Source organism: Paenibacillus sp. FSL W8-0186 (assembly GCF_037969765.1).
GTDB lineage: Bacteria > Bacillota > Bacilli > Paenibacillales > Paenibacillaceae > Fontibacillus > Fontibacillus woosongensis.
The window spans coordinates 3,646,562-3,672,913 of sequence record NZ_CP150207.1 but is presented as its reverse complement, the minus strand read 5'-3'; the positions used below and the strand labels follow the sequence as shown (position 1 = coordinate 3,672,913).

Annotated in this window: 26 protein-coding genes and 1 other annotated feature; of the genes, 25 read left to right on the top strand and 1 reads right to left on the bottom strand. The window is 51.3% G+C overall.

Annotated elements, in window-relative coordinates; genetic code table 11:
• Positions 1–9 precede the first annotated feature (9 nt).
• From spoVE to MKX50_RS16555, 19 genes are all read left to right on the top strand, one after another.
• On the top strand, positions 10–1,107 hold the full coding sequence (spoVE, locus tag MKX50_RS16645) for a stage V sporulation protein E (protein WP_213590247.1): 1,098 nt from the start codon (positions 10–12) through the stop codon (positions 1,105–1,107).
• 6 nt (positions 1,108–1,113) lie between these two features.
• Positions 1,114–2,232, top strand: coding sequence for an undecaprenyldiphospho-muramoylpentapeptide beta-N-acetylglucosaminyltransferase (murG, locus tag MKX50_RS16640; RefSeq protein WP_283925182.1), 1,119 nt, complete (start codon positions 1,114–1,116; stop codon positions 2,230–2,232).
• Positions 2,233–2,450: 218 nt separating this feature from the next.
• Entirely contained in the window at positions 2,451–3,356 is a 906-nt protein-coding gene (murB, locus tag MKX50_RS16635; protein ID WP_213590251.1) for a UDP-N-acetylmuramate dehydrogenase, read from the top strand.
• A gap of 16 nt (positions 3,357–3,372) precedes the next feature.
• Entirely contained in the window at positions 3,373–4,653 is a 1,281-nt protein-coding gene (gene murA, locus MKX50_RS16630; RefSeq protein WP_244996369.1) for a UDP-N-acetylglucosamine 1-carboxyvinyltransferase, read from the top strand.
• Between the two features lie 72 nt (positions 4,654–4,725).
• Entirely contained in the window at positions 4,726–5,481 is a 756-nt protein-coding gene (locus MKX50_RS16625; protein WP_339157391.1) for an FtsQ-type POTRA domain-containing protein, read from the top strand.
• 244 nt (positions 5,482–5,725) lie between these two features.
• Complete coding sequence (gene ftsA / locus MKX50_RS16620; protein WP_213590257.1) at positions 5,726–6,979, top strand: cell division protein FtsA; 1,254 nt, start codon at positions 5,726–5,728, stop codon at positions 6,977–6,979.
• A gap of 50 nt (positions 6,980–7,029) precedes the next feature.
• Positions 7,030–8,142 carry a cell division protein FtsZ gene (gene ftsZ / locus MKX50_RS16615; protein ID WP_155610389.1) on the top strand — a complete coding sequence of 371 codons (1,113 nt, stop codon included), beginning with the start codon at positions 7,030–7,032 and terminating at the stop codon, positions 8,140–8,142.
• A 218-nt stretch (positions 8,143–8,360) separates the two neighbouring features.
• Complete coding sequence (gene spoIIGA, locus MKX50_RS16610; protein ID WP_339157390.1) at positions 8,361–9,326, top strand: sigma-E processing peptidase SpoIIGA; 966 nt, start codon at positions 8,361–8,363, stop codon at positions 9,324–9,326.
• Between the two features lie 16 nt (positions 9,327–9,342).
• Positions 9,343–10,065, top strand: coding sequence for an RNA polymerase sporulation sigma factor SigE (gene sigE, locus MKX50_RS16605; RefSeq protein WP_155610388.1), 723 nt, complete (start codon positions 9,343–9,345; stop codon positions 10,063–10,065).
• A 78-nt stretch (positions 10,066–10,143) separates the two neighbouring features.
• Positions 10,144–10,926 carry an RNA polymerase sporulation sigma factor SigG gene (gene sigG, locus MKX50_RS16600; protein WP_155610387.1) on the top strand — a complete coding sequence of 261 codons (783 nt, stop codon included), beginning with the start codon at positions 10,144–10,146 and terminating at the stop codon, positions 10,924–10,926.
• A 137-nt stretch (positions 10,927–11,063) separates the two neighbouring features.
• Positions 11,064–11,372 (top strand): YlmC/YmxH family sporulation protein, encoded by a 309-nt coding sequence (locus tag MKX50_RS16595; RefSeq protein WP_155610386.1) that lies wholly within the window; start codon positions 11,064–11,066, stop codon positions 11,370–11,372.
• A 159-nt stretch (positions 11,373–11,531) separates the two neighbouring features.
• Positions 11,532–12,326, top strand: a complete 795-nt coding sequence (gene pgeF, locus MKX50_RS16590) for a peptidoglycan editing factor PgeF (RefSeq protein WP_339157389.1) — start codon at positions 11,532–11,534, stop codon at positions 12,324–12,326.
• Positions 12,327–12,334: 8 nt separating this feature from the next.
• Positions 12,335–13,027, top strand: coding sequence for a YggS family pyridoxal phosphate-dependent enzyme (locus tag MKX50_RS16585; protein ID WP_213590262.1), 693 nt, complete (start codon positions 12,335–12,337; stop codon positions 13,025–13,027).
• Entirely contained in the window at positions 13,027–13,476 is a 450-nt protein-coding gene (locus MKX50_RS16580) for a cell division protein SepF (RefSeq protein WP_155610383.1), read from the top strand. The genes MKX50_RS16585 and MKX50_RS16580 overlap by 1 nt, the downstream gene beginning before the upstream one ends.
• Positions 13,477–13,483: 7 nt before the next feature.
• A complete protein-coding gene (locus MKX50_RS16575; protein ID WP_155610382.1) occupies positions 13,484–13,756 on the top strand; it encodes a YggT family protein in 273 nt (90 codons plus the stop codon).
• A 9-nt stretch (positions 13,757–13,765) separates the two neighbouring features.
• Complete coding sequence (locus MKX50_RS16570) at positions 13,766–14,548, top strand: YlmH/Sll1252 family protein (protein ID WP_339157388.1); 783 nt, start codon at positions 13,766–13,768, stop codon at positions 14,546–14,548.
• Positions 14,549–14,652: 104 nt separating this feature from the next.
• Positions 14,653–15,171, top strand: a complete 519-nt coding sequence (locus MKX50_RS16565; RefSeq protein WP_213590266.1) for a DivIVA domain-containing protein — start codon at positions 14,653–14,655, stop codon at positions 15,169–15,171.
• 66 nt (positions 15,172–15,237) lie between these two features.
• Positions 15,238–15,519: a binding site (T-box leader), on the top strand.
• 91 nt (positions 15,520–15,610) lie between these two features.
• Positions 15,611–18,706 carry an isoleucine--tRNA ligase gene (ileS, locus tag MKX50_RS16560; RefSeq protein WP_213590268.1) on the top strand — a complete coding sequence of 1,032 codons (3,096 nt, stop codon included), beginning with the start codon at positions 15,611–15,613 and terminating at the stop codon, positions 18,704–18,706.
• A gap of 158 nt (positions 18,707–18,864) precedes the next feature.
• Positions 18,865–19,209, top strand: a complete 345-nt coding sequence (locus tag MKX50_RS16555; protein WP_213590270.1) for a DUF5665 domain-containing protein — start codon at positions 18,865–18,867, stop codon at positions 19,207–19,209.
• 18 nt (positions 19,210–19,227) lie between these two features.
• Here MKX50_RS16555 and MKX50_RS16550 read toward each other — a convergent pair whose 3' ends face one another.
• The gene (locus MKX50_RS16550) at positions 19,228–19,965 is read right to left on the bottom strand and encodes a TraR/DksA C4-type zinc finger protein (protein ID WP_213590272.1); all 738 of its coding nucleotides are present in this window, start codon (positions 19,963–19,965) and stop codon (positions 19,228–19,230) included.
• Between the two features lie 209 nt (positions 19,966–20,174).
• Here MKX50_RS16550 and lspA point away from each other — a divergent pair, with 209 nt between their 5' ends.
• The 6 genes from lspA (at position 20,175) to MKX50_RS16520 (ending at position 26,333) form a co-directional block, all read left to right on the top strand.
• Positions 20,175–20,672, top strand: a complete 498-nt coding sequence (gene lspA, locus MKX50_RS16545; protein WP_155610376.1) for a signal peptidase II — start codon at positions 20,175–20,177, stop codon at positions 20,670–20,672.
• Positions 20,669–21,616, top strand: a complete 948-nt coding sequence (locus MKX50_RS16540; RefSeq protein WP_213590274.1) for an RluA family pseudouridine synthase — start codon at positions 20,669–20,671, stop codon at positions 21,614–21,616. Before lspA ends, MKX50_RS16540 begins: the two co-directional genes overlap by 4 nt.
• A gap of 238 nt (positions 21,617–21,854) precedes the next feature.
• On the top strand, positions 21,855–23,108 hold the full coding sequence (locus tag MKX50_RS16535; protein ID WP_339160159.1) for an LL-diaminopimelate aminotransferase: 1,254 nt from the start codon (positions 21,855–21,857) through the stop codon (positions 23,106–23,108).
• A gap of 400 nt (positions 23,109–23,508) precedes the next feature.
• Positions 23,509–24,054 (top strand): bifunctional pyr operon transcriptional regulator/uracil phosphoribosyltransferase PyrR, encoded by a 546-nt coding sequence (gene pyrR / locus MKX50_RS16530; protein WP_213590276.1) that lies wholly within the window; start codon positions 23,509–23,511, stop codon positions 24,052–24,054.
• 1 nt (position 24,055) lies between these two features.
• On the top strand, positions 24,056–24,970 hold the full coding sequence (locus tag MKX50_RS16525; RefSeq protein WP_213590278.1) for an aspartate carbamoyltransferase catalytic subunit: 915 nt from the start codon (positions 24,056–24,058) through the stop codon (positions 24,968–24,970).
• A 79-nt stretch (positions 24,971–25,049) separates the two neighbouring features.
• Positions 25,050–26,333 carry a dihydroorotase gene (locus MKX50_RS16520; protein WP_339157387.1) on the top strand — a complete coding sequence of 428 codons (1,284 nt, stop codon included), beginning with the start codon at positions 25,050–25,052 and terminating at the stop codon, positions 26,331–26,333.
• Positions 26,334–26,352: the final 19 nt, after the last annotated feature.

The following is a 26,352-nucleotide window of genomic DNA, read 5'->3' as shown; positions in this document are numbered from 1 at the left end:
GCTTCCACGATGGGCAAAAATCGCATGGCGCCGGATTTTTGGCTGCTGTCCAGCATATTGGGACTGTTGGCTATCGGAATTGTAATGGTATACAGTGCGGGCTCTGTACTCGCTTTCCATGATTACGGAGATTCTTTTTATTTCGTCAAACGACAGCTGTTGTTTGCTGTGCTAGGCCTTGTGGCTATGTTCTTCATGATGAATTTCGATTTTCGCCATCTGCGGAAATATGCCAAGCTGGGTCTGCTAGTCTGCTTTGTCCTGCTCGTTATTGTGCTTATTCCCGGCATAGGCGTTGTCCGGGGCGGTGCGCGAAGCTGGCTTGGCATCAGCTCCTTTGGGATTCAGCCTTCTGAGTTCATGAAGCTTGGAATGATTTTGTTCCTTTCCTACTGGTTAAGCAAGGAAGATTACAAGATTACGATATTTACAAAAGGGCTGCTGCCGCCTCTGGGCATCATGGGACTAGCGTTTGGCCTCATCATGCTGCAGCCGGATTTAGGAACCGGCACGGTCATGATGGGCGCATCCTTGCTGATCGTTTTTACCGCCGGAGCAAGAATCAGGCATTTGGCCGGGCTGGCTGCGATCGGAGCAGTCGGCTTCGTCGGGCTCATCTTGGCTGCGCCGTATCGTTTGCAGCGGATTACCGCCTTTCTCGATCCTTGGTCTGATCCGCTTGGCGCCGGATATCAAATCATTCAATCGCTGTATGCGATCGGTCCAGGTGGACTGGCAGGTCTGGGGCTGGGGATGAGCCGCCAGAAATACAGCTATGTTCCTGAACCGCAGACGGATTTCATTTTCTCAATTTTGGCTGAGGAGCTTGGTTTTATCGGCGGATTACTAGTTCTATTACTGTTTCTCATCTTAGTGTGGAGGGGCATGAGAGTGGCGATGACAGTGGAAGACAGCTTCGGGAGCTTGCTTGCCGTCGGAATTGTCGGTATGGTAGCTGTACAGGTTGTTATCAATATCGGCGTCGTCATCGGTCTCATGCCTGTCACTGGCATCACCCTGCCGCTGATCAGCTACGGAGGCTCATCGCTTACGCTGATGCTGACGGCGCTTGGTATTCTATTGAATTTATCCCGTTATGCGAGGTGAACAAGTATGCGCGTCGTGCTAAGCGGCGGCGGAACGGGGGGACATATTTATCCCGCTCTGGCGATCGCAAAACAATGCGGTGCGGAATACCCTGATTCCGAATTTCTATATATTGGCGGCGAACGGGGGCTTGAGAGCTCTCTGGTGCCCAAAGAGAACATACCATTCAAAGCTATTAATATTACCGGCTTTCGCCGGAAATTGTCGTTTGATAACGTTAAAACGATTGTTCGTTTCGTGAAGGGCGTGCGTACTTCCAAACGGCTTCTGAGAGAGTTCAAGCCGGATGTGGTGATTGGAACGGGAGGATACGTCTGTGGTCCCGTCGTCTATGCAGCGGCGAAGCTCGGCATTCCGAGCATTATCCATGAACAGAATGCGGTACCCGGACTGACGAATCGTTTTTTGAGCAAATACGTATCCACGGTAGCAGTCAGCTTCGAAGGATCGGGTGCTGCCTTTCCGGCGGCGAAGAAAATTCTGTATACCGGGAATCCTCGGGCCACGACTGTTTTTGAAGCGGATAAAACCAAGGGATATGCTTCGCTGGGGCTTCCGCCGAACAGCCCGATCGTTCTCGTTGTCGGGGGAAGCCGCGGGGCAAAAGCGATCAACGAAGCGATGATCGATATGGCGTCTTCCGTCTCTCAGCTGGGGCATATTTCTTTTATTTATGTTACCGGCGAAAGCTACTATGAAACTACAAAGTCGGCAATCGCTGCCAAACTAGGCGAGATTCCGGGGAACTTGCGGGTGCTGCCTTACGTGCACAATATGCCGGAGGTGCTGGCATGTACCTCGTTGATTGTGAACCGGGCCGGAGCGTCCTTCCTGGCTGAGATTACCGCCCTGGGCATCCCGTCTATCCTGATTCCGTCGCCGAACGTCACGAACAATCATCAGGAGAAAAATGCGAGATCGCTGGAGACATCGGGAGCAGCCGAGGTGATCCTCGAGCCCCAATTAAACGGCGGCAAATTGTTTGCGGCGATTGAACGAATTATGACGGAAGCTTCCCTTCACGGAAAAATGTCAGCAGCAGCAAGGAAGCTCGGCAAGCCGGAATCGGCTCATTTGATCGTGGAGGAAATGCGGCGGCTTGTTCGAAGTCAAGGAAAACGATAGAGTACTGCCGGTGCTGGGCCTTTGTCACACTCTTACTTCAGAGGGCATAATATACCATATAAATCGTGACAATCCATGCGGGGACCAGAAGGAAAGACGTCTTCCTGCGTCGTCTCCGCGAACCCATGCAGCCGGTGGAAATATACGGATAGAACCGATCATCGGACGGCCTGACTACCGGACGGGATTCGGCATGTTAGTCAAGGAGGGATTTTCAGATGCAGCAATGGATATCGAAATTGTCAGAGCAGGAAGTGGGCAAGGTCTTGCCAAACGAGCCGATGTCGAAGTATACGACATGGAAAATAGGAGGGCCGGCCGACGCTCTAATCATCCCAGAGAACAAGCGGCAGCTGGCAAATTTGATTCGCCAGCTTCATGAAGAGCAAATTCCTTGGTTAATGGTAGGCAAGGGCTCCAACATGCTTGTATCCGATAAGGGCATTCGCGGTGCGGTAATTAAGCTGGGCAGGGAAATGGAGCAGATCCAATTTCGGGGAACCGAGGCCGAAGCGGGGGGAGGCGCCTCGTTCGTGAGATTGAGCATTATGGCGGGGAAGGAAGGCATGACCGGTCTGGAATTTGCTGGGGGGATTCCAGGAACCGTCGGTGGAGCCGTATATATGAACGCTGGCGCTCACGGGTCTGATGTGTCACGCATATTTAAATCCGCTGAAATTGTTCTGGAGACGGGTGAGTTGGTAACTTACAATGCGCAGGATATGGATTTCTCGTACCGCCATTCCATCTTGCATGGAAGCCGCGGAGTAGTGGCCAATGCCATCTTCACCCTGAAGGAAGGGGATCGTTTGGAGATCGCGGCTGCCATGGCTACCTATAAGGATCGCCGCCGCAAGACTCAGCCGTTGCAGCAGCCCTGCGCGGGCAGCGTATTCCGTAATCCGCCACAGGATCATGCGGCAAGGTTGATCGAAGCGGCAGGACTTAAGGGGAGGAGTATAGGCGGAGCGCAAATATCCGAGCTGCATGCCAATTTCATTGTCAATACGGGGCAAGCGACAGCAGAGGACGTTCTCGCGCTCATGGAGCTAATCAAGGATACCATAGCCTCAAAATATGATATCGCTTTGGTGCCGGAGGTTTACTTCGTGGGTGAACGGTAAACTCGGAGGTGATACATTGGACAAATTGGTGATTGAAGGCGGGCGACCCCTATCAGGAACCATTCAAATCCATGGAGCGAAAAATGCCGCACTGCCTATCTTGGCTGCCAGCTTGCTGTCTGAGGGGGCGGTGCAACTTCGAAATGTTCCTCGTTTGCTCGATATTGATGTTATGCTTGGCATTTTGAGCCGATTAGGCTGTAAAACGGTTCATAAGGACGACACCGTCATGGTCGATGCCAGCGGAGCGGATTCCAGCCATGTGCCTGAGGATTTGATGAAGCAGATGCGCTCTTCTATTTTTTTGATGGGGCCGCTGCTGGCAAGGTTCAAGGAAGTATGCATATATCAGCCCGGCGGATGCGCGATCGGCGAACGGAAAATCGACCTGCATTTACGGGGATTACAGGCTCTTGGAGCCGTAATCGAGGAGAATGATCATCAGATTTGGTGCAGGGCGAGCAAACTTGTGGGCAGTGACATTCATCTTGATTTTCCGAGCGTCGGCGCTACGGAGAACATTATGATGGCTGCGGCGCTGGCTGAAGGAACTACCGTAATTACGAATGCGGCACGGGAGCCCGAAATCCAGGACCTGCAAAATTTTCTTAATCGCATGGGCGCGAGCATCATGGGGGCCGGTACCGACACGATTACGATCCAGGGGGTAAAGCGGCTCAGCCCGTGCGATTACGAGATCATTCCCGATCGGATCGTGGCGGGCACAGCGCTCATTGCCGCAGCAGCCACAAGAGGAACGGTCACCCTGACGCACTGCAATCCTTCCCATCTGGTCTCTCTGCTTCATGTGCTGCGCCGGGCAGGTGTTCAAATAAGCACCTACAATGATATAATAACGGTAAGCAGCATAGGCCGCCTTAAAGCGGTAGAACGTATCATTACTTCACCTTATCCTTCTTTTCCTACAGATTTACAGTCCCAGGTTATGGTGCTTCTATCTTTAGCTGACGGGGTTAGCTTAATGAAGGAAACGGTGTTTGAAGGTCGATTCAAGCATGTTGATGAATTAGTGCGGATGGGTGCGGATATTTCCGTTGATATGAACGCAGCGATTATTCGCGGGGTGCCTAGACTGTATGGCGCTACCGTGGAGGCGACGGATTTGAGAGCCGGTGCCGCACTCGTGATTGCTGGATTAGCCGCGCAAGGCAAGACGATCGTTGAGCGAGTATATCACATTGACCGTGGTTATGATCGGATAGAAATGATGTTTCAGCGGCTTGGAGGCGTCGTGAGACGTGATGCTCCTGTACTCAAGCAGCTGGATCTGGCCTAATGATGCCTTGAATTATCCCCTCCGCCGGAGGGGATAAAGGCTTTGCACATTACAATAATACGGAGAAAAGTTATGTCTAAAGCCAATATGCCGGTGTTGAAGCAACCAAAACCGAAAAGAAGAAGCAGCAAAAAAGTAGCCGGGATTTTAATTCTCCTGTGCCTGTCTTTGCTCGCAGTGCTTTTTTTTCGTTCTTCTTTAAGCAAAATTTCCAGCATTACGTTTGAAGGAAGCTCGTATACGCCAAATGAGGACTTGCTGGAAATCAGCGGCCTCAAGGTGGGCGCTCCGTTTTTTGGGACGAGCTCGGATACGATAGCGAGGCGTATGACGAAGATTCCGTCCATTGAGGATGTCGAGGTGAACAAATCCTTTCCCGGAGGAATTATGATCCGTGTTAAGGAATATCCGCTGGCAGCTTATGAACTGACCGTGGATGAAGGGTTGAAGGGTTTTCTAGCCAATGGGACAAAAATCAGCCTGGGGATCGGATCGATGCCGATGGAGAAGCCGATCTTGACGGGATGGAAGGCGGATGATCCGAATTTGTCCAAGCTTTGCCAAGTTCTCGCGCAAATCCCGGATGACCAGGTATCTGACATTTCGGAAATCGTGCCTTCACCTACCTTGTCATATCCGGATCGGATCAAGCTGTATACCGGCTCCAAATTTGAGGTGGTGACAGCCATTTCGCTTCTTTCGAAGAAGCTTGAGTACATGAACTCCATTTTGGAGTCCCAGGATCCCGGAATACTTACTATGCTTGAAGCGGATTCCTATGTCCCTTACGAGCCGCATGACGATCAAAATGATACTACTCATGAATGAGAAACAATGATAAAATACATTTTATGGGCTGGTTTTTAAAGAAGCCCTTTTGTCTAATTTTATAGCATTGGACATAAAGGTCTGGGAACCTATTCTATCGTTACCTTTATCCTACTTTATGCAAAAGATGGAATTCAAAAAAATTGTAGAAAAAAGAGGGAAAGGTCAAACGATGTTGAATATGTAGAGTGTGTGTTTTATAAGGCTATAACAATTTTGAATGGGAAATAGGAGGTGCCAGAGCTTGAGCAACAATGACATCATTGTTAGTTTGGACATCGGTACATCCAAAGTTCGTGCTATTATTGGGGAAATTAGTAATGGAACCTTTAATATTATTGGAGTTGGATCGGCCGACTCGGAAGGAATTCGTAAAGGCGCGATTGTAGATATTGACCAAACCGTACAATCGATCCGCAGCGCTGTTGATCATGCGGAACGGATGGTAGGTATTCAAATATCGGAAGTATACGTCGGCATTTCGGGAAATCATATCGGACTCCAGACGAGCCACGGGGTGGTAGCCGTACAGAACGAAGACCGCGAAATCGGTGAAGACGACATCGACCGTGTGTTGAAAGCAGCGGAAGTGATTGCGCTGCCTCCGGAGCGGGAAATTATTGATGTGGTCGCCAAGCAATACATTGTGGACGGCCTTGAAGGGATACAAGACCCCCGCGGCATGATCGGGGTTCGTCTGGAGGTCGAAGCAACGATAATTACCGGCGCAAAGACAGCGATACATAATTTGCTTCGTTGCGTGGAGAAGTCCGGGCTGAAAGTAAGCGATTTGGTATTGCTGTCCCTTGGAGCAGGCCAGCTTGCATTATCCAAGGATGAGAAGACAATGGGCTCAGTGCTGGTAGACATCGGCGCGGGATCCACGACGATTGCAGTATTCGAGAGCGGGACAATTACAGCGACATCTACGCTTCCGATAGGGGGAGAATTTATAACGAATGACATTGCTTACGGCCTTCGCACGTTAACGGACCAAGCGGAGAAGGTGAAGCTCAAATACGGCTGCGCCTCTATCGAGGATTCGGCGGCGGACGTAACCTTCAAGGTTACGAGAATCGGCAGCAATGTAGACAAGGAATTTACCCAAGAGGATTTGGCTGCCATTGCCGAGCCACGCGTTCAGGAAATATTTCAAATGATCCGGCAGGAAGTCAAACGGCTCGGTTACAACGAGCTCCCCGGAGGTTATATACTTACGGGAGGAACCGTGTCTATGCCCGGGCTTCTCAAAGTTGCTCAGGAGGAACTGGCTGCTTCCGTGAGGGTCGCTGTACCGGATTATATCGGTGTCCGTGATCCTGGATACACGGGAGGCGTTGGCATATTATACAAGGTTATCAAAAATATCCGCGTCCGGAATACCGGCAACGGTGCAAAGAAGACAACCAATCGGAATAAACCGGTAACTACCCAGGAGAGCGCGAGCAAACCAGGGATCATGGAACGTCTGAAGAGTCTATTCAGTGAATTCATTTAACTTCTAAATGGACGGGCCATCCATGCACAATGAGGGGGAGATGGAAGAGTATGTTGGAATTTGATTTTGAAATGGAGAGTTTGGCTCAAATAAAAGTCATTGGTGTTGGCGGTGGCGGTAGCAACGCTGTGAACAGAATGATCGAGAACGGGGTGCAGGGAGTCGAATTCATTACGGTGAATACGGATGCTCAAGCCCTTCATCTAGCCAAGTCCGAGCATAAGCTGCAAATCGGGGATAAGCTGACCCGTGGACTTGGAGCGGGTGCGAACCCTGAGGTGGGCAAGAAAGCGGCAGAAGAGTCCCGCGAGTTGATTGCCAACACACTGAAGGGTGCGGACATGGTGTTTGTAACAGCCGGTATGGGCGGCGGAACGGGGACGGGAGCCGCTCCGGTCATTGCGGAAATCGCCAAAGAGTGCGGCGCGCTGACTGTAGGCGTAGTGACCCGGCCGTTTACCTTCGAGGGACGCAAGCGTTCTTCGCATGCCGAGCATGGCATCGAAGCATTAAAGGAGAAGGTAGATACCCTTATCGTTATTCCTAATGATCGTCTTCTTGAGATCGTAGATAAGAAAACGCCGATGCTGGAAGCGTTCCGCGAGGCGGATAATGTGCTGCGTCAAGCGGTACAGGGTATTTCTGACCTAATTGCCGTACCGGGTCTGATCAACCTTGACTTTGCCGACGTGAAGACGATTATGACTGAACGCGGATCCGCCCTGATGGGAATTGGTGAAGCTACGGGCGAGAATCGTGCGGCAGAAGCTGCTCGCAAAGCGATCATGAGTCCGTTGCTCGAGACTTCGATTGAAGGTGCTCGAGGCGTAATTATGAATATTACAGGTGGATCGAACCTGTCCCTATACGAGGTTAATGAGGCAGCTGAGATCGTCATCTCTGCTTCTGATCCGGAAGTTAATATGATCTTCGGTGCAATTATTGATGAGAGTTTGAAGGAAGAGATCAAGGTAACGGTCATTGCGACCGGATTCGAGCATAAGTCTTCGGCAGTGCCAGTCCGCAAGCCGGGGGCAGACACAGCCGAAACGCAAGATAGCCGTGCGGCATCCTCGTTGAGACCTTTTGGAAACCAGCCAAGCGGTGATCAATTGGACATCCCAACCTTCCTCCGCAACCGTTCCCGTCACAATAACGATTAAGTTTGACCAAATCTCCCCAAAATCTAAACCTCTATTCCACATCTCGTGGAATAGAGGTTTTTTGCATTGCTCGACAAAACTAGTACTTATCTTCACCCAATTTTAGACAGACTTTACGATGGCATCTCTTTATACTGATAGCAACTCCTGTGGCTTTAGAAAGGCTCTTCTACCATCACAAGAAGAAGATTAGGGAGGGCTGGGGCAGGTGAACCGAAGTGGTCGTTTATCTCGATCTCATATTTCTTATGAACCTGCTGATCGATGCGAGCTTGCTGCTGATGACGGCCTGGATCAGGAGGCAGCGGGTGAGGGCATGGCGGATCACGGCCTCGGCGGCTGTGGGAGCTGCTTATGTCCTGATGATGTTTCTTCCGGAGCTATCTTTTCTATTTACCTTCCTGGTAAAGTTTTTATTCTCTGTCGTCATGCTATGGATCGCGTTCGGTTATGCTAGTCTGCAAAACTACTTGCGGAATATGGGGGCCTTCTACATGGTGAATTTTGCAGCGGCCGGCGGCATTTTGGGCATTCATTATCTGCTGCAGAATTCTGGGGAAGTGTGGAGTGGAATTTGGTATTCTGCTTCCGGGGGGCTTGGCTTTTCGCTCGAAGTAGGTTCAATATTTACGATCATTGTCTTTTTTATAGTTGTTCTATGGTTTAAGGCGGTTGTCTCCTCAAGGCGCGCAGTGGAGCGCGTAGAAAGCTGCTTGGCTGAAGTACAAGTACGCATCGATGAGACGACGGTACGGTGCATGGGGCTTGTCGATACGGGCAATCAACTGAAAGATCCGTTGACGAGATGGCCCGTCATGGTCATGGAAGCCTCGTTATGGGACCAGATGCTGCCGGAATCTTTTTTAAGCCGGCTAGCTGCGGAGCAAGCGGACAACCTCATCATGGAGTGGAGCGACGAGGATTCGTTTCCATGGAGGGACCGTTTGCGGCTTGTTCCTTACCGGGGAATTAATAAAGGCTCTCAGTTTATGATCGCGCTGAAGCCGGATGAAGTGTCGGTTGTTCAGGAAGGGCGGACGGTGACGACGGGCCGGGTACTAATTGGATTGGACGGGGGGCGGTTGTCCATGGAATCTGCCTACCGCGCGATCATTCATCCGGTGCTGCTCGAAGGGATGTCGGGGCGGGAAGAGGAGTATCTTGTCAGTACATCAGGATCGTGATATAGGAGGAAATGAAATGCGTGTTAGATGGAAGTTGATGCTGCAATTACAATATTATCGGCTGTTGTTCCTGTTCGGGCTCAAAAGCGAGGAAATCTACTATATCGGGGGGAGCGAGGCGCTGCCGCCTCCTTTGACGAGGGAAGAAGAAGAATATTTGCTGCAGCGCCTTTCCTCGGGAGATTCCGCAATTCGAGCCATGCTCATCGAACGAAACCTGCGTCTGGTCGTTTACATCGCCCGCAAATTTGAAAATACCGGAATCAACATTGAAGATCTCGTGTCGATCGGGGCCATCGGACTGATCAAAGCCGTTAATACGTTCGATCCAGAGAAGAAGATTAAGCTGGCAACGTATGCTTCCCGCTGCATCGAGAATGAAATATTAATGTATTTACGGCGCAACAGCAAAATACGCACAGAAGTATCTTTCGACGAACCGCTCAACATTGATTGGGACGGCAATGAGCTTCTGCTCTCCGACGTGCTTGGCACGGAGAATGATACGATTTACCGCAATATCGAGGAACAGGTCGACCGCAAGCTGCTGCACAAAGCGCTTGATAAGCTGAGCGAGCGGGAGCGACTGATTATGGAGCTGCGCTTCGGCCTCGTTGACGGCGATGAGAAGACGCAGAAGGACGTGGCTGACTTGCTGGGAATATCGCAATCTTACATTTCCCGGCTGGAAAAGAGGATCATCAAACGTCTCCGCAAGGAGTTCAATAAGATGGTCTAGAGGTCATAAACAAAGGAATAAAAATACAGCCCGGGGAGATAATGATCATTAAGTTTCTCCTTGGGAGGTAAAGACACGATGACCCGAAACAAAGTCGAGATTTGCGGTGTAGACACTGCAAAATTGCCCGTTCTAACCAATGTGGAAATGCGCGAGTTGTTCCGCTCCCTGCAGCAGGACAATGAAAGATCAGCCAGAGAAAAGTTAGTGAATGGCAACCTTAGGCTAGTGCTGAGTGTCATCCAGCGATTCAACAATCGGGGGGAGTTTGTAGACGATTTATTTCAAGTCGGCTGCATTGGACTCATGAAAGCCATCGATAATTTCGATTTATCGCAGAACGTTAAATTCTCTACCTATGCTGTACCCATGATCATCGGGGAAATCCGGCGGTATTTAAGGGATAACAATCCGATCCGGGTATCCCGCAGCCTGCGCGACATTGCGTATAAGGCGCTGCAAATGCGCGACAGCCTGACCAACCAGAATTCGCGGGAGCCAACGATCTTCGAAATTTCCGAAGCGCTAGGTTTGCCGAAGGAGGATGTGGTATTTGCCCTGGATGCCATCCAGGATCCAGTCTCTTTGTTTGAACCCATTTACCATGACGGCGGCGATCCGATCTATGTTATGGATCAAATTAGCGACGATAAGAACAAGGATGTATCCTGGATCGAAGAGATCGCCTTGCGTGAGGCGATGCAGCGGCTGAACCGCCGCGAGAAGATGATTCTGTCGATGCGATTCTTCGAAGGAAAGACGCAAATGGAGGTCGCCGATGAAATCGGCATCTCTCAGGCGCAAGTTTCGAGGCTTGAGAAATCCGCTATTTTACAAATGCAGAAGCACGTTAAGTCTTAAATCATGGGTTCCTTCGGGAGCCCTTTTTTTTGGATTTTAAAGGAAAGAAACCTTTTTCTTATTTGTCCGTCGGGTTCTTTAAATGTTTTGCGGACGATCATCATATATATATTACAAACGATTGGCGGGAGGCTGGCATGAAAATATCTGATTTTCAAACGAAGGATGTCATCAATGTCGTTGACGGCAAAAGGCTGGGGCATATTAGCGATTTAGAGCTTGATCTGCAGCAAGGTGTCATTGAAGCCATCGTGGTTCCGGTCAATACGAAGTTTATGGGCTTGTTTGGGGGAGGGAGCGATCTCATCATTCCCTGGAAAAACATCGTGAAGATCGGTTCGGACGTCGTATTGGTCAAAATGGACGGCTTGGCCCAAAGCGGCGTCCAGCAATTTGAGACGACTGTCTATATCGACCGGGACGGGAGAGCAGAACGCCGAGGTTAGAATTCATGGAATTCGGCGGGCTGCCTCTTCGAAAAGCGGTTCGCCTTATGGTAAACTTGAGTTTGCAGTACCATTTCAGGATATGAAATGATAAAGAGGTGGATGATGGAGCCGTTTAAATGGAAAGCTATAGAAAGGAAGGGCCAGCCCGAAACGTTTATGCTGGAGAGCTGGAGCGGGCTGCTGCCTGGACTAAGCGCCGGCTTTAGCGGCCGAAATGGCGGAATAGGCAGCTCCCCTTACGATTCGCTGAACCTGGCCTACCATGTCGGCGATGATCAGGCCGCTGCGCTGGATAACCGTATCATCCTGGCGGAGTTTCTGGACTTTGAGCCCGGGCAGTGGACCTGCGGCGAGCAGGTTCACGGGACGCATGTTGCTATAGTGAAGGATTCAGATGCAGGCAAAGGTTATTTGGATCGGGAAAGCGCCTTTCAGAATACGGACGGTCTAGTGACCAACGTTCGCGGAGTTTTGCTGACCTCGTTTTATGCCGATTGCGTTCCGCTCTACTTCCTTGACCCTGTCCAGGGAGCCGTAGGCTTGGCTCATGCCGGCTGGAAAGGCACGGTAGGTCATATCGCAGCCGCGGTCATAGAGACGATGGAGAGAGAGTATGGAAGCCGTAGAGAGGATATTCGGGCGGCCATCGGACCGTCAATCGGGGAATGCTGCTACGAGGTCGATGAAGCGGTCATGTCCAAGGTGAGAGCCGGGCTTCCCGCAGGCGAGACGGTCGCTGCGTTCACAGCGCCGTCCGTTAATCCGGACCGATGCATGCTGAACTTGAAAGAATTGAATCGAATCATTATGATAAAAGCAGGAATATTGCCGACTCATATCGAATGTACAACATGGTGTACAAGCTGCCATCCCGATAAGTTCTTCTCTTATCGCAAACAGAACGGAGTAACTGGCAGGATGGCGAGCTGGATTGGCATGAAAGAGAGGTGATCCTTTCTTTGTCGCTCAAAGATCGGATACAGCAGGTGGAACACCGCATCCAAGCAGCTTGCGAACGAAGCGGTCGCCGGCGGGACGACGTCAACGTCGTCGCAGTGACGAAGTATGTAGGCCTGGAGACGACAGGCATGCTGCTGGATGAAGGCATCGTTCATATCGGCGAGAACCGTCCGCAGAACGCGGTTCCTAAATGGGAGGCGCTGGAAGGACGGGGAGTATGGCATTTCATCGGCCATTTGCAGACCAATAAAGTAAGGGACGTCATTGGCAAATTTCAATATATTCATTCCTTGGATCGTCTGTCCTTAGCCAAGGAGCTAGAGAAGAGGGCAGCAGCTCAAGGGATTACCGTTTCTGCGTTTCTGCAGGTGAACGTATCCGGGGAAAGTTCCAAGCATGGAGTTAGCCCTGAAGAGGCGGCTGATTTGCTGAGGGAAATCGCCTCTTATCCTCACATCAGAATAATTGGACTTATGACTATGGCGCCGATCGAGGATAACCCGGAGCTGACACGGCCGGTATTCCGGGGACTCCGCGAGCTAAGGGATCGGCTGAATGCCCAGAAAATTACGAAGGAACCGTTAACCGAGCTGTCGATGGGGATGTCGGGAGATTTTGAAGTAGCGATTGAGGAAGGAGCGACATGGGTGCGCTTGGGTACAATTCTAGTAGGGAAAGGGGAGGAGATGTAATGGGAGTTATGAATCGGTTTATGAATTTTCTGGGCCTTCAGGAAGAAGAAGAAATCGTGGAGCGCGAGAAGCTTCAGGAGCAAGAGGAAGCCGAGTTTGAAGCTCCTAGCTTCGAGGCTCGGCGGAATCAGAAGTTGAATAATGTAGTCAGTATCCATTCCCAGAAGAACGTGAAGGTTATCCTGTATGAGCCGCGTTCTTACGATGAGGCGCAGGAAATCGCAGATCATTTGCGCTCGCATCGGTCTGTCGTCGTGAACCTGCAAAGGGTCCGCAACGATCAGGCGATGCGCATTATTGATTTTCTCAGCGGCACGATCTATGCGCTCAGCGGCAGCATTTCCAAAATCGGCGGCAACATATTTCTCTGTACCCCGGATACGGTAGAAATACAAGGCTCGATTACGGAAATTCTGACCGAAGAACACGAATATAACAGAATGAGGTGAAGGCAGCTTGGGATTTGATATTTATCGCTTGATTTGGACGCTGCATGATATATATTTTTACATGATTTTGATTTATATTTTGATGTCATGGGTGCCAAACGCCCGTGAGAGCTTTATTGGAGAACTGCTTGGCAAGGTGGTCGAGCCCTTTTTGGCCCCGTTCAGACGCTTTATTCCGCCGATTATGGGTATGATCGACATTTCGCCGATCGTCGCTATTTTCGTACTGCGGATGGCCGTTTTCGGCTTGATTGGCGTGCTGAGCTACGTGCTGGGGTAACGGTAGCGTATGCGGTCTAACATCCATGAACATTTTCTCCCGGAAGAGCGCCCGTTCGTTGACCGGGCCTGGGAGTGGGTTGTGAATGCAGGGGATTATCATGAAGCGAAATTGAGCGACTTCCTTGACCCGCGGCATTGCCACATCGTGGAGAGCCTGGCGAATCGCCATGCCGATGTCCGTATCCGGTTGGATGGCGGGTTCCCGGAGGCGGAACGGAAGCGGGCGCTGATCGCACCCGATTACCGGGAAATTGAGGCGGAGCCGATGAACATGAAGGTGCTCAGCATCACGTCGGATGACCAGAAACTGGCTTCGCTTCAGCACGGCGATTATTTGGGAGCCATTTTGGGGCTCGGGCTCAAAAGGGATAAAATCGGCGACATTCATGTCCGCGAAGACGGATGCCATGTCATTGTGGCCGAGGAAATCTCCGCCTTTTTGGATATGAATTTGCGCCAGGTGCACCGGGTGAGCGTGGCGACCGAGGTGCTGGGACTCGAGGCGCTTAGAACGGCAGACGCTGTGCTGGAGCCGCTGGATATCACGGTGGCTTCTTTACGTTTGGACGGGGTCGCAAGCGACGTGTTCCGTTTGAGCCGGAGCAAAATCGTCGTGCCAATCAGGGCGGGCCGCTGCCGGGTGAACTGGAAGACGGAGGAGGATCCGTCCAAACCGTTAAAACCAGGCGACATTGTAGCGCTCCAAGGATTCGGCAGATTCAAGGTGTTGGAGGCGGACGGCATGACGAAAAAGGGCAGACACCGTGTCCGAATTGGTAAATTTGTGTGAAGGCTTTGCAGGAGTTCGGGGATTCCTGTCGAATTTAACAACAACACTTGTGCTGTAATGCTTCTATTTAACAGAAGCTTCGAATTTTCTAGGAGGTGCGCAACATGCCATTAACGCCGCTGGATATACATAATAAAGAATTCTCCAGACGTATTCGCGGTTACGATGAAGATGAAGTCAATGAATTTCTTGATCAGGTGATCAAGGATTACGAGATCGTGATCCGAGAGAATAAGGAGCTCCAGAGCCAGCTGCTGGCCGTGCAGGAGCGGTTGGATCATTTTGCAAATATTGAAGAAACACTCAGCAAGACGATCATCGTGGCGCAGGAAGCGGCGGATGAAGTGAAGAACAACGCTAAGAAGGAAGCGCAGCTCATCGTAAAGGAAGCTGAGAAGAACGCCGATCGGATCGTCAATGAATCGCTGGCGAAATCGCGCAAAATCGCGATGGAAGTCGAGGAACTGAAGAAGCAGGCTTCGATTTATCGCGCCCGGTTCCGTACGCTGGTCGAGGCCCAGCTCGATCTGCTCAGCCACGATGGCTGGGAGTCGCTTGAAGACCGTGAACGGCTTGAGGATCGCGACCGTGAACGCGACCGTGAAATTAAGGAGATTTACTAAAACGTCTGCCTTGTTGACAGAGCGGGGCATCATAAGTTATAACTATAGACATATTAAATTGTGTATATAGATTTGATGATGGGAACCAGTACGCTGTGGTTTTGTTCTCAGAGAGTTGACGAATTGCTGCGAGTCAACGTTCAAGACACAGACGGAATATCATCCCGGAGAAGATGAGCTGAGATTTCCGCCGTGGAAAGCGTAAGCTATATCCGGCTGCCGGCCGTTATACCGGCCCCATATGAAGCGTATGGGATCAGAGTGCCATGCTGTCCGAGCCGGAGCGTTCCGGAGGGGATGCAGTATGGAACAAGGGTGGTAACGCGAGATAAGAGTCTCGTCCCTTTTGGGGCGGGGCTTTTTTTGTTGCCTGTAGAGGTTGCTGCAGCCTGTTAGATTTTAAAGCTAATAATATGCATTGAAAGGAAGTCGCTACAAAATGAGAAAAGTAGATGTCAAAGAACCAGCGCGCGCCCGCGATCAGCGTATCCTGGCCAAATGGAAGCAGGAAAATACGTTCAAACGCAGCATGGAAAACCGTGAAGGCCGCCCGAACTATGTATTCTATGAAGGTCCGCCTACCGCAAACGGCGCTCCGCATATCGGCCACGTTCTAGGCCGTGTAATCAAGGACTTTATCGGCCGTTATCAGACGATGAACGGCTACCGCGTGGTCCGCAAAGCCGGCTGGGATACACACGGATTGCCGGTTGAGCTTGGCGTCGAGAAGCAGCTCGGTATTTCTGGCAAGCAGGAAATCGAGAAATACGGTGTCGAGAAGTTCGTGAAGAAGTGTAAGGATAGCGTGTTCGAATACGAGAAGCAATGGCGTGAATTGACGGAAGGGATCGCCTACTGGACTGATCTCGATAATCCGTATATCACCTTGCAAAATTCATATATCGAAAGCGTGTGGAATATTTTGTCCACCATTCACCAGAAGGGGCTGCTGTACCGCGGTCATCGCGTAAGCCCGTACTGCCCGTGCTGCCAAACGACGCTCAGCTCCCATGAGGTTGCTCAAGGCTATGAAGACGTCAAGGATTTGAGCGCTACGGCGAAGTTCAAACTTAAGGACAGCGGCGAATATGTGCTTGCCTGGACGACGACGCCTTGGACGCTGCCTTCGCACGTGGCCCTTGCCGTAAATCCGGAATTGGAATACGTTCGTGCGAAGCAGGACGACGGCGTATATATCGTTGCCAAAAATCTGGCGGACGACGTGCTCAAAGGCGAATTCGAGATCTTGTCCACGTTAACGGGAGCCGAGCTTGTTGGCAAATCCTATACTCCGCCATTTAACTACGTTTCGCCGGAGAACGGACTCGTCATACTTGGCGCAGACTTCGTCACGGATGCGAGCGGTACAGGGATCGTTCATATGGCCCCTGCTCATGGCGAAGACGACTATAGAGTGTGCCGCGAGAATAAGGTAGAATTCGTCAGCGTCGTCAACTCGCAAGGACGCTATACGGACGAGGTGACAGAATTTGCTGGCCGCTTCGTGAAGGACTGCGATCTCGACATCGTCAAATGGCTCTCGGAACGAGGACTGCTGTATTCTAAAGAAAAATACGAGCACAGCTATCCATTCTGCTGGCGCTGTAAATCGCCGCTGCTCTACTATGCGATGGAGAGCTGGTTTATTGAGACGACCGCGGTCAAGGATCAGCTCATCGCCAACAACAATAATGTGCAATGGTATCCAGGTCATATCCGCGAAGGCCGCTTTGGCAAGTTCCTCGAGGATCTGGTTGATTGGAACATCAGCCGCAACCGTTATTGGGGCACCCCGCTGAATGTCTGGGTGTGCAGCTCCTGTAAGGGCGAATACGCTCCTTCGAGCCATAAGGATTTGCGTGATCATGCCGTTGGTCATGTATCCGAGGATCTTGAGCTGCACAAGCCTTACGTGGATGAGGTGAAGCTCCATTGCCCGCACTGCGACGGCGGAATCATGGAGCGCACATCCGAGGTAATCGACGTCTGGTTCGATAGCGGCTCGATGCCGTTCGCCCAGTATCATTACCCGTTCGGTGATCAAAAAGTATTCGAGGAGCAGTACCCGGCCGATATGATTTGCGAAGGGATCGACCAGACGCGCGGCTGGTTCTACAGCTTGCTTGCTGTATCGACGCTCTTTAATGGCAAGGCACCTTATAAGGCAGTCATTTCGACAGGGCATATTCTTGACGAGAATGGACAGAAGATGTCTAAATCCAAAGGGAATGTCATCGATCCTTGGGATATTATCAATGAATTCGGAGCGGATGCTTTCCGGTGGGCCTTGCTGTCCGACAGCGCGCCATGGAACAGCAAGCGATTCTCGAAGGGCATCGTGGCTGAGGCGAAATCCAAGGTCGTGGACACGCTGGTGAACACGCACTCTTTCTTGACGCTATATGCGGCAATCGACGGATTCAAGCCGGAGGAGCATGAATTCCGCCCTTCGAAGAGCAAGCTGGACCGCTGGATTCTATCCAGACTGAATAGCTTGATCCAGGTTGTAAGCAAAGGGCTTGCCGTGAACGATTTCCTGAACCCGGCCAAAGCGATCGAAGGCTTTATCGATGAGCTGAGCAACTGGTATATCCGCCGTTCGCGCGACCGTTTCTGGGGCAGCGGTCTCGGAGAGGATAAAGTATCCGCATATCAGACCCTAATCAACGTGCTGCTGACGCTTTCCAAACTGATGGCTCCATACACGCCGCTATTGGCAGAGGATATTTATACGAATCTTGGCGGTGGCGAGAGCGTGCATTTGGATGATTATCCGAAGGCTGACGAAGCGCTGATCGACGAGAAGCTGGAGCAGGATATGGAGGCAGCGCGTCAGATCGTCGAACTGGCCCGCAACGTGCGGAATGAGACCGGAATCAAAACACGCCAGCCGCTGACGAGCCTGATCGTCTCGATGGATCATGATTTTGCGGTGAGCGAATACGAGGGAATTATCAAGGACGAGATTAACGTCAAGCAAATTGAACTGGAGACAAGCGACAGCGGATTCGTCGATTTTACACTGAAGCTGAACCTGAAAGTCGCTGGTAAGAAATACGGCAAAAACGTAGGATTCCTGCAAGGCTTCCTAAAAGGAATGCCCCCAGAGGATACCCGCCGGGCAGTAGAAAGCGGAGTAATCCATGTTACTTCTCCAGAAGGGGAAGAGCTGCAAATTACGTCGGATGAGCTGCTGATCGACAAGCAGGCGAAGCCTGGCTTTGCTTCCGCATCAGGCTATGGCATTACGGTAGCACTGAACACCGATATTACGCCGGAGCTTGAGCAGGAGGGCTGGGTGCGCGAGGTCGTTCGGGCCGTTCAGGATACCCGCAAGAAGCTGGATCTGCCGATTGAGAAGCGAGTGCATCTGGTTCTCGATGTAGACGATGAGCTGAAAGCCGCGATCGAGGCATTTGAACAGGTGCTCCGCGATAACGTCCTGATCACAGATGTAACGTTTGGCAAGCTAGAAGGCGAAGCTGAAATCGCGGATCTCGGCACGAAGAAGATCGGAATCCAAATCAAGGGCTAATCGCTGTATGGCAGCCCTGACTGAAGGTCATAATATCTAGAACCCAAGCGCAAACGAGCTCAGGTTATTCCCTTATTCAAGGGAGCCTGGCTCGTTTGCGTTCAATTCAACTAATTGGCTTCTTAGCGCCGCCTTCAGTAAAGGATGGGATAGCCCATATGACTCAGCAGAAACCGGAAGCAGGCCATGATAAATTATCTGATACAGCAGAAGAGAAAGTAAACGTCATGTACGACATGACTCTGAGATGGGCGCAGCAGCTCGAGCAATCCCGGATCATTGAGTATGCCGAGCTGTTGTACCATCCATGGAGCCTCATCTGGCGCAACGTTCTGGCCGGTATGGCCAGGGGCGTCGGAATTGCGATCGGGTTCACTTTTTTTGCAGCTACGATCATTTATATTCTGCAAATCCTGGGGGCGCTCAATCTGCCGATTATCGGGGATTATATCGCCGATATCGTCCGGATCGTACAGCGCCAGCTGGAGCTTAAAACATTTTAGCCAATTCAGTAATCGGGATCAGTAATTGTTCGGTCCGTCGCCAAGCGAATCCTCGCTATCCAGATGTTGCGTGGCGCTCATATGCTTACGGTATTGGCCATTGCGGTAAAAAACGACGTTGCGGCCGTAAATATCTGTAGCAACAAAGCTTTCGTACGGTTCGACGAATCCGTCTAGTTCGTTGCTGGCTTCAATTTCCATATCATTGTAATCATCGACTTCGTCCTCCTCCGCCATGGCTGGAGAGTTCGAGGTACCGTAGCTTTCGACGATCTGCCAGGCGTCCTCGCCGTCAAACTCGGTCTCGTCGGCGCGCTCATCCAGGCTCGTTCGGCCGAACGGCGGATACAGAACTAGCTCTTCTACAGGCCGGTCCCTTGATACCTTGGACTGTGGACTGTGTTCCTTGCAGTAAGCCGTCTCGGGCAGAGCTTTTAGCCGCTCGATATCAATCGGCTGGTCGCAGGTTAAGCAGTAGCCGTAGCTTCCTGCAGCCATCCGATCCAGTGCGTCCTTTACGCGGGTTAGCCGCAACTCATCATGATTGGTGAGAGCCACGTCTTTACCGCGTTCGAACACTTCTGTCCCGATATCGCCAGGGTGATTGTCAATCGTGCTAAGCTCGCTTGTATTGTCGCGGACGCTCCCCTCTAAGCCGTAATGGTCATTGGCGGACAGCTTGGTTTCGATGGACTGCTGCTCGGAGCGCAGCTGGGCTTCAAGCTCCGCGAGGAGCTGCTTGGTAAGATGAGGCATATAAGGTCAGGTCTCCTTTCGGCCCGAATAGTCGCATGGGCATTGTTCATAGCTTTATTTTGCGTCAAAGTACGACGATTTACCTACGGAAAATACTATCTTACATGGACGACTTAATTCCTGCTGTGCTACAATATACAGGGCTTGCATGTGGTTAATCCTACCGCCGGCTGATGCGGGGGAAATGAAAAACGAGGTGACTTTGCCGCATGATATATTTTTTGATAGCGTTAATTATTTTCCTGGTTGATCAGGGTACGAAGTATTTGATAGCTACGCGTATGGCCATTGGGGAGCAAATTCCCATTATCGGAGACTTCTTTCTGATCACTTCGCATCGCAACCGTGGCGCGGCTTTTGGAATTTTGGAGAACCAGCGCTGGTTTTTTATCATATTCACGGTCATCGTCGTAATCGGCGTTATTTGGTATTTGCAAAAAGTGAAAAAGTCCTCCAACAAATTGCTGCCTGTCGCGCTTTCGCTCGTTTTAGGCGGAACGCTGGGCAATTTCCTGGATCGGCTGCTCACCGGGGAAGTTGTCGATTTCCTGCAGTTCAATTTCGGTAGCTATACGTTCCCGATTTTTAACGTGGCTGATTCCTCGATTGTGATCGGCTTCGGGATGATCGTGCTGGACTCGTTCCTGGAAATGAAGCGGGAGAAGCAGGCCTCGGCTGTTGTGGCTGAGCAAGAGGATAAGACATGAATGAATTGACATCTTACGAAAATACAGAGGATAACGAAATGGAATGGCTGATTGACGAAGCGGCAGCCAAGGTGCGCGTCGATAAATTCGTGAAGGAGCAGCTCGGCGAGGATACCTCGCGTACGCAAATCCAAATTTGGATTGAAGAAGGAGCCGTGCTGGTTAACGGTACAGCTGTAAAGACCAATTACAAGCTCGCGGCAGGAGACCGCATTACGCTGACAATCCCTGAGGCAGAGTCCGTAGAAATTGTCCCGGAAGATATCCCGCTGGATATTTACTATGAAGACAGCGATGTCATCGTTGTCAACAAACCGCGGGGAATGGTCGTCCATCCTGCTCCCGGGCATTCTTCCGGTACACTAGTCAATGCGCTGATGGCGCATTGCAAGGATTTGTCAGGCATTAATGGCGAGCTGCGCCCGGGGATTGTCCATCGGATTGACAAGGACACATCAGGACTGATCATGGCGGCGAAAAACGACAAATCCCATGCTTCGCTGGCGGCTCAGCTGAAGGAGCATTCGGTGACACGGAGATACTTGGCGCTCGTTCATGGCAATCTGAGCCATGATCAGGGCACCGTGGATGCTCCCATCGGACGTGACCCTCATGACCGTAAAATGTACACCGTCATCGATCGCAACAGCAAGCATGCGGTGACCCATTTCCATGTTATGGAGCGCTTTGGGGATTATACGCTGCTGGAGCTGAAGCTGGAGACTGGGAGAACTCATCAAATTCGCGTGCATATGAAGTTTATCGGCCATCCGCTGGTAGGCGATCCGATGTACGGGCGAAGCAAAGGACCGAAATTCAATGGACAAGCACTTCATGCGGCAGTTCTTGGATTTGTACATCCCTCTACGAGCGAATATAAGGAATTTACGGCTCCGCTGCCAGCGGACATGATGGATTTGCTTCATTCGCTGCGAAGCCGCTAAATTGCCGCCGAATACGGCTTAAAGCGGCTGAACATATATTCATAACATCCACACCTTTTGACAAGAAATCAGGCTTGCGGGCCCGATTTAAGTCAGAAGGTTTTTTTTGTTCTGCATCGCCTATACGGGCAAAAAATGCAAACGATAACTCGATTTATCCATTCCATGGCCGTCGGGCTTCAAGCATCATATAACGATAGACCGATGAAGGAGATGGATGAACATGACTGAACAAACAATAAATTCGGAACCAAATAAAAACACTTATATTCAACGGCAGTTTGCAGAAAGAATTGGCGGCTCGCGTTACGGGACGGATACAGCAATCTATAAATTCGAGAAAATCAAACGGGCAAAAGCTGCTGCCAGGGCTGAGTTCCCTGATTTGGAATTGATTGATCTGGGCGTAGGCGAGCCCGACGAAATGGCCGATCAGGCTATCGTGAGGAAGCTGGCGGCGGAGGCGGCCAAGCCGGAAAACAGAGGTTATGCCGATAATGGCATAGCTGAGTTCAAGGAAGCCGCTGCACAATATTTGGGGAATGTGTTCGGGGTAGAGGGCATTGATCCGGCGACAGAAATCGTGCATTCAATCGGCTCCAAGCCGGCGCTGGCGATGCTCCCCTATTGCTTCATCAACCCGGGAGATGTCGCGATTATGACGGTTCCGGGGTATCCGGTACTGGGAACTCATACGAAATATTTGGGCGGGGAAGTATATCATGTACCACTCACGGAGGAGAATGGCTTTCTCCCCGTTCTTGCAGCCATTCCAGAAGAGGTTGCCCAGAGGGCAAAGCTGCTCTATTTAAATTATCCGAATAATCCGACGGGCGCATGTGCGAATTATGATTTTTTTGCCGAGGTTGTCTGCTGGGCTAAGAAATACGATGTCATCGTCGTTCATGATGCCCCTTATGCAGCTCTGACGTACGACAGGCAGAAGCCGCTGAGCTTCCTGTTCGTTCCGGGGGCCAAAGACGTCGGCGTAGAGCTGCACTCTTTATCCAAGTCGTATAACATGACGGGCTGGCGAATTGGCTTCGTCGCCGGAAACCCGCTCATCGTCAAGGCGTTCAGCGATGTGAAGGACAATTGCGATTCGGGGCAATTTATCGCGATTCAGAAGGCAGCCGCTTATGCTTTATCCAGGCCGGAAATAACGGAGGCCATCGCTGCTAAGTATTCAAGACGGCACGAGCTGCTTGTAAGCGCGCTGAATGATCTTGGCTTCGAAGCGAAGAAGCCGCGGGGTTCTTTTTTTCTATACGTAAAGGCACCTAAGGGGATAGCGGGCGGAGAGGCTTTCGGATCAGCGGAGGAATTCTCGCAGTATTTAATTCGCCACAAGTTGATTTCGACGGTACCGTGGGACGAGGCCGGCGCTTTTGTGCGCTTCTCGGTGACGTTTGCGGCGGATGGAATTGAGGAAGAGCGAAGAGTCATTGCGGAAATTAAACGGCGCCTCGAAGGGATTTCTTTCGTATTTTAACGGCGATTGTATAAAGTATTGTATAATTATTAGTTTATATGTATAATTATAAAAAACAACGCGATGGGCTATGCAAGGCCATTTTTCCATCCATTTCGCGTTCCAAAATATTCATCCTATATTTTCTAGGTTGCCTTCTTGACAAGATAAGGTGCTTTCTGTCATAATTCACTTAAATCAATAGCACCTTTAAATCAGTCCCGTGAGGCTGGCAAGGTAACGTGAATGGGTTGTTATGGGGAGACCTGCGCTTTTTTGTGCGGTGATCTCCCGATACTCACCCGCATGATAGTCATGGTCATTTACTGTGGCTAACGGCTCCTTGCCTGTATCAGGCAAGGAGTTTTTTTGTGCGCTATCACGGAACCAGGTGAATTTATCATCTTAGGAGGCCAATACCATGAGCATTGAAACACATGTCATTATGGATGAGACTGCAATTCGGCGGGCACTTACCAGAATTGCGCACGAAATATTGGAGCGAAACAAGGGAATTGAAGGATGCGTACTTGCAGGCATCAAAACGCGGGGTGTTTTCCTGGCGAAGCGGCTTGCCGAGCGCTTGGAAGAAATTGAAGGGGCAAGCATCCCATGGGGAGAGCTGGATGTAACCTTCTACCGGGATGACCGGAACAAGACGGCGGAAGGAACGAACAGCAACACCTTCAGCCTGCCGGTACATGGCAAAAAAGTAATATTGTTTGATGACGTTCTTTATACGGGACGCACGATTCGCGCGGCAATGGACGCGATTATGGACTGCGGGCGTCCCGAGAACATCCAGCTTGCCGTGCTTGCTGACCGCGGGCACCGGGAGCTTCCGATCCGGCCGGATTACATCGGCAAGAACGTTCCAACCTCCAAGTCCGAAGAGATTGAGGTTATGCTTCAGGAAATCGACGGAAGCGACGTTGTTCGGATTTTGCACCATCGGGAGGAGAACTGATATGGCGATGACAGCTTCCGCATTGAAAGAGCGCAGTCTGCTGGGATTAAAGGATTTAAGCGGTGCAGAAATCAACTGGATTCTTGACCGGGCCGCTTACTGGAACAGCCAGAAGGAGAAGGTAGTTCCGATTTTGAAGGACCGCTTCATCTCTAACATGTTTTTTGAGAACAGCACACGAACCCGATTCTCCTTCGAAATGGCCGAGAAACGCCTGGGAGCCGAAGTGCTGAACTTTACGGCGGCTTCGTCCAGCGTAGAGAAAGGCGAATCCATCTACGATACGGTCCGCACGCTGGAATCGATGGGCATCGATGCCGGAGTTATCCGCCTCAAGCCAATCGGCGTCTTGGAAGAGATCGCCGAGAAAGTGTCGATTCCGCTCATCAATGCCGGAGACGGCAACAATGAGCATCCGACGCAAGCGCTGCTCGACGTATATACGATGAGAAAACATTTTGGCGAGCTGAAAGGACTCAAGGTATCCATTATCGGCGATATCAAGCACAGCCGGGTAGCACGCTCGAATTTGTGGGCGCTGCAGAAATTAGGAGCGCAGGTGAAATTCTGCGCACCGGACAGCATGAAAGCTCCGGAGCTCGAACGCCATGCTCCTTATGTGACCATCGACGAGGCGATGAGCAGCGATGTGGTCATGATGCTCCGCGTACAGCTGGAGCGCCATGAAGGAGGATTCATGAACTCCGCGGTAGAGTACCGGCAAAACTACGGGATGACGGAGGAGCGGGCACGGAATCTCTCCCCGCACGCGATTATCATGCATCCTGCACCAGTGAACCGGAACGTAGAGATCGACGACAGCGTCGTGGAGCATCAACAGTCCCGCATTTTCAAGCAAATGGAGAATGGGGTTCCGATCCGGATGGCAGTTATGGAACGGGCGATGAAGCACTAGTATTGTTCGCTGGCTAAACAGCTTATTAGAACAGATAACCTAGCACGGAATATTGCAATTCAATGAGCGGAGGTAAGTTATGCTACTCAAGATTACGAATGCCAATGTACTGGACGGAAACGGCCAGCTTCAGCTAAAGGATATCTATATCAGCGATGGAGTGATTGAGAAGCTTGCGGAGGCGGGAAGTGAAGGATCAAGGCCTGCGGATCAGACGATCGATGCGGGAGGCAAGCTGGTAACGCCAGGTTTTATCGATATGCATGTCCACTTGCGAGAGCCGGGCTATGAGCATAAAGAAACGATCGAAACCGGCTCCAGGTCGGCCGCCAAAGGCGGGTTTACGACGATCGCCTGTATGCCGAACACGCGCCCGGTCATCGACACCCCGGAAACGATCGAGCTGGTGAAGAGCAAAGCTGAAGCAGCGGGACTGGTCAACGTCCTGCCTTACGCTGCGATTACGAAAAGCGAGCTTGGCCGCGAACTGACGGACTTTGCAGCGCTGAAGGAAGCTGGAGCCATCGGCTTCACGGATGATGGGGTCGGCGTACAAAGCGCGCAAATGATGAAGGACGCCATGGCGCTTGCCCAGTCGCTGGACATGCCGATTATCGCCCACTGCGAGGACAACTCGCTCGTGGAAGGGGCTCCGGTCAATGAAGGGGAATTCGCGAAGCGCCACGGCCTGAAAGGCATCCCGAACGAATCCGAGGCGATTCACGTGGGGCGCGACATCCTGCTTGCGGAGGCGACAGGCGTACACTATCATGTGTGCCACGTCAGCACAGAGCAATCGATCCGCCTGATCCGGCAAGCGAAGGAGATCGGCATCCGCGTGACGGCGGAGGTATGTCCGCATCACCTGCTGCTCGCAGAGACGGACATTCCGGGCCTTGATGCCAATTGGAAAATGAATCCGCCGCTTCGTTCCCGCCGGGATGTTGAGGCATGTATTCAAGCGCTGGAGGACGGGACAATCGACATGATCGTAACGGACCATGCTCCGCATAGCGAAGATGAGAAGGCCAAGGGAATGCAGCTGGCGCCGTTTGGTATCGTCGGTTTCGAAACGGCTTTTCCACTCCTGTATACCAAGTTCGTCTTGACGGGGAAATGGGAGCTGTCCCTGCTCGTTCAGCGCATGACGGAAGATCCGGCACGGGTATTCGGGTTAACCGCCGGAAGACTGGCACCGGGAGCTCCTGGAGATTTGACGATTGTGGATCTCGATAAGGAACAGGAGGTTAACCCGGAAACGTTCGCATCGAAGGGGCGCAATACTCCTTTTGGCGGATGGAAGCTCAAAGGCTGGCCGGTGACGACCATCGTTAACGGCAAAGTAGTCTGGCAGGAACAATAAATTTATTGTAACGGCATCA

Excerpts from the sequence above, each read along its gene's own strand:
- sigG (WP_155610387.1), top strand. The coding sequence starts at position 10,144 with ATGACCCGAAACAAAGTCGAGATTTGCGGTGTAGACACTGCAAAATTG.
- MKX50_RS16540 (WP_213590274.1), top strand. The coding sequence starts at position 20,669 with ATGAATGAATTGACATCTTACGAAAATACAGAGGATAACGAAATGGAA.
- MKX50_RS16570 (WP_339157388.1), top strand. The coding sequence starts at position 13,766 with ATGCGGTCTAACATCCATGAACATTTTCTCCCGGAAGAGCGCCCGTTC.
- pyrR (WP_213590276.1), top strand. The coding sequence starts at position 23,509 with ATGAGCATTGAAACACATGTCATTATGGATGAGACTGCAATTCGGCGG.
- MKX50_RS16550 (WP_213590272.1), bottom strand. The coding sequence starts at position 19,965 with ATGCCTCATCTTACCAAGCAGCTCCTCGCGGAGCTTGAAGCCCAGCTG.
- ileS (WP_213590268.1), top strand. The coding sequence starts at position 15,611 with ATGAGAAAAGTAGATGTCAAAGAACCAGCGCGCGCCCGCGATCAGCGT.
- spoVE (WP_213590247.1), top strand. The coding sequence starts at position 10 with ATGGGCAAAAATCGCATGGCGCCGGATTTTTGGCTGCTGTCCAGCATA.
- pgeF (WP_339157389.1), top strand. The coding sequence starts at position 11,532 with ATGCTGGAGAGCTGGAGCGGGCTGCTGCCTGGACTAAGCGCCGGCTTT.
- MKX50_RS16520 (WP_339157387.1), top strand. The coding sequence starts at position 25,050 with ATGCTACTCAAGATTACGAATGCCAATGTACTGGACGGAAACGGCCAG.
- lspA (WP_155610376.1), top strand. The coding sequence starts at position 20,175 with ATGATATATTTTTTGATAGCGTTAATTATTTTCCTGGTTGATCAGGGT.
- MKX50_RS16625 (WP_339157391.1), top strand. The coding sequence starts at position 4,726 with ATGTCTAAAGCCAATATGCCGGTGTTGAAGCAACCAAAACCGAAAAGA.
- murB (WP_213590251.1), top strand. The coding sequence starts at position 2,451 with ATGCAGCAATGGATATCGAAATTGTCAGAGCAGGAAGTGGGCAAGGTC.
- MKX50_RS16580 (WP_155610383.1), top strand. The coding sequence starts at position 13,027 with ATGGGAGTTATGAATCGGTTTATGAATTTTCTGGGCCTTCAGGAAGAA.
- sigE (WP_155610388.1), top strand. The coding sequence starts at position 9,343 with ATGCGTGTTAGATGGAAGTTGATGCTGCAATTACAATATTATCGGCTG.
- MKX50_RS16595 (WP_155610386.1), top strand. The coding sequence starts at position 11,064 with ATGAAAATATCTGATTTTCAAACGAAGGATGTCATCAATGTCGTTGAC.
- MKX50_RS16525 (WP_213590278.1), top strand. The coding sequence starts at position 24,056 with ATGGCGATGACAGCTTCCGCATTGAAAGAGCGCAGTCTGCTGGGATTA.
- MKX50_RS16565 (WP_213590266.1), top strand. The coding sequence starts at position 14,653 with ATGCCATTAACGCCGCTGGATATACATAATAAAGAATTCTCCAGACGT.
- murG (WP_283925182.1), top strand. The coding sequence starts at position 1,114 with ATGCGCGTCGTGCTAAGCGGCGGCGGAACGGGGGGACATATTTATCCC.
- ftsZ (WP_155610389.1), top strand. The coding sequence starts at position 7,030 with ATGTTGGAATTTGATTTTGAAATGGAGAGTTTGGCTCAAATAAAAGTC.
- MKX50_RS16555 (WP_213590270.1), top strand. The coding sequence starts at position 18,865 with ATGACTCAGCAGAAACCGGAAGCAGGCCATGATAAATTATCTGATACA.